Origin of the sequence: Nocardioides sp. (assembly GCF_034670285.1) — a bacterium.
Lineage (GTDB): Bacteria > Actinomycetota > Actinomycetes > Propionibacteriales > Nocardioidaceae > Nocardioides.
In genome coordinates this window covers 1-1822 of sequence record NZ_JAXMNS010000552.1, presented here as the reverse complement: position 1 = coordinate 1822, position 1822 = coordinate 1, and the positions used below count along the sequence as shown (strand labels likewise).

4 protein-coding genes are annotated in these 1822 nt (G+C 70.5%); all 4 read left to right on the top strand.

Going from position 1 to position 1822, the window contains the following annotated elements; genetic code table 11:
* A partial coding sequence (locus VOI19_RS18940; RefSeq protein WP_323794485.1) for a YraN family protein occupies positions 1–391 on the top strand: 391 nt, incomplete at its 5' end.
* Positions 391–1371, top strand: a complete 981-nt coding sequence (locus VOI19_RS18935; RefSeq protein ID WP_323794484.1) for an ATP-binding protein — start codon at positions 391–393, stop codon at positions 1369–1371. The genes VOI19_RS18940 and VOI19_RS18935, both read left to right, overlap by 1 nt.
* Positions 1368–1550, top strand: coding sequence for a hypothetical protein (locus VOI19_RS18930; protein ID WP_323794483.1), 183 nt, complete (start codon positions 1368–1370; stop codon positions 1548–1550). Before VOI19_RS18935 ends, VOI19_RS18930 begins: the two co-directional genes overlap by 4 nt.
* Positions 1551–1597: 47 nt before the next feature.
* The coding region (locus tag VOI19_RS18925) for a hypothetical protein (RefSeq protein ID WP_323794482.1) at positions 1598–1822 on the top strand (225 nt) is incomplete at its 3' end.

Here is a 1822-nt window from a genome sequence, read left to right as displayed (position 1 = left end):
CTGGTCGTCAGGAGGTCACGCGATGACGACGACAGCAGCAAGCAGGCAGGCCCTCGGGGCGTACGGCGAGCGGGTGGCCGAGGAGCACCTCGTCGCGCAGGGGATGACCCTGCTCGACCGCAACTGGCGGTGCGCGGAGGGCGAGATCGACCTCGTCCTGCGTGACGGCGCCACGTTGGTGGTGTGCGAGGTCAAGACCCGCACGAGCACCAGCCACGGCACGCCCCACGAGGCGATCACCGACGCCAAGCTCGACCGGTTGCAGCGACTGGGTGTGCTCTGGGCCGAGACCCGCGGGGTGTCTCCGCAGGAGACCCGGGTCGACCTCGTCGCGGTGATGCAGCCGCGAAGGGGTGCGGCAGTGGTCGACCACGTCCGGGGCATCGGCTGATGGCGGTCGCGACTGCCCGATCGATCTCGTTGCACGGGGCGCTGGGCCACCTCATCGACGTGCAGGCCGACGTCTCGCCCGGCCAGGTCGGCTTCACCATGGTCGGACGCCCGGATCTCTCGCTGCGGGAGGCCGGTGACCGCTGCCGGATGGCCATCATTAACTCCGACCTGGGGTGGCCGGCGACCAAGCGGATCACGATCCTGCTCTCACCGGCCGACCTCATCAAGCGCGGGCCGCACTTCGACCTCGCCGTGGCGGTCGCGGTCCTGGCCGCTGACGACACGGTGCCCGCTCGGGCGCTGCTCGAGACCGCGTTCATCGGTGAGCTGACCCTCGAGGGCGGGCTCCGTTCGGTCGCGGGCGTGCTGCCGATGGTGCTCGCGGCCGCCGAACGCGGCATCCGGCACGTGTTCGTGCCGGAGCCGCAGGCGCGAGAGGCGGCCATGGTGCCGGGGATGGCGGTGTTCGGGATGCGCTCGCTCCAGCAGGTCGTCGCCGAGCTGCGCGGCGATCCGGTGCCGGCGGCACCGCCGGTGGCCGCGATGTCGGGCAGCCGCCTGCTGACCTGGCGAGGCGAGGAGCGGCTCGAGCAGGACGACTTCGCTGACCTCGACGGGATGGCCGACGCCAAGTACGCCGCCACCATCGCCGCAGCCGGTGGGCACGCCGTACTGCTCTCGGGGCCGAAGGGCGCAGGCAAGACCAGCCTGGCCGAGCGGATCCCCAGCATCCTGCCGCCGCTCGTGCCCGAGGAGGCGCTCGAGCTGACGGCGATCCACTCCCTCGCCGGCGCCCTCGAGCCGGGAGACGACCTGATCACGACGGCGCCGTACTCCGCGCCCCACCACGACGCCAGCAAGACCAGCATCGTCGGCGGCGGCAGCGGTCAGGTGCGCCCTGGCGAGATCAGTCGGGCGCACGCGGGGGTGCTCTTCCTAAGCAACACCACGCAACCCACTAGGAGGGCCACACCATGACCACCACAGACTCACGCACACGGTTGCGGCGCATCGCCGACGCCGTGCTCAACTTCGTCGACGACCAGCGTCCCGTCAGAGAGGTCACGGCGCGCAAGCGGGCGCACCACGCCTTCGTGCTGGGTGTCGACGCCGGCGAGGCGGGCTACGCCGACCGGATCGTCAGGACTCCCCGGTGAACGTCTTCGAGTCGGCTAGTCGGGCTCTGATGGTCGTCACTGACGCGATGTCGGAGTCGCGCACGTTCCCGTTCAACCTGATGGGCACCGTGATCTTCGAGGTCGGTGACCGGGTGATCGATCAGGCTGCGGAACTCGCTCAGCGGTCGCCGATCGTGCTCCAGAGCCGCAAGACGATGACGCGCAACGTCCAGACCGCTTTTCAGCTCGGCCGGGACATGGGACCGATCGGGAGCGCGCCGACCACTTTCGCACCCGTTAGGCATCTGCAC

Excerpts from the sequence above, each read along its gene's own strand:
- VOI19_RS18930 (WP_323794483.1), top strand. The coding sequence starts at position 1,368 with ATGACCACCACAGACTCACGCACACGGTTGCGGCGCATCGCCGACGCC.
- VOI19_RS18935 (WP_323794484.1), top strand. The coding sequence starts at position 391 with ATGGCGGTCGCGACTGCCCGATCGATCTCGTTGCACGGGGCGCTGGGC.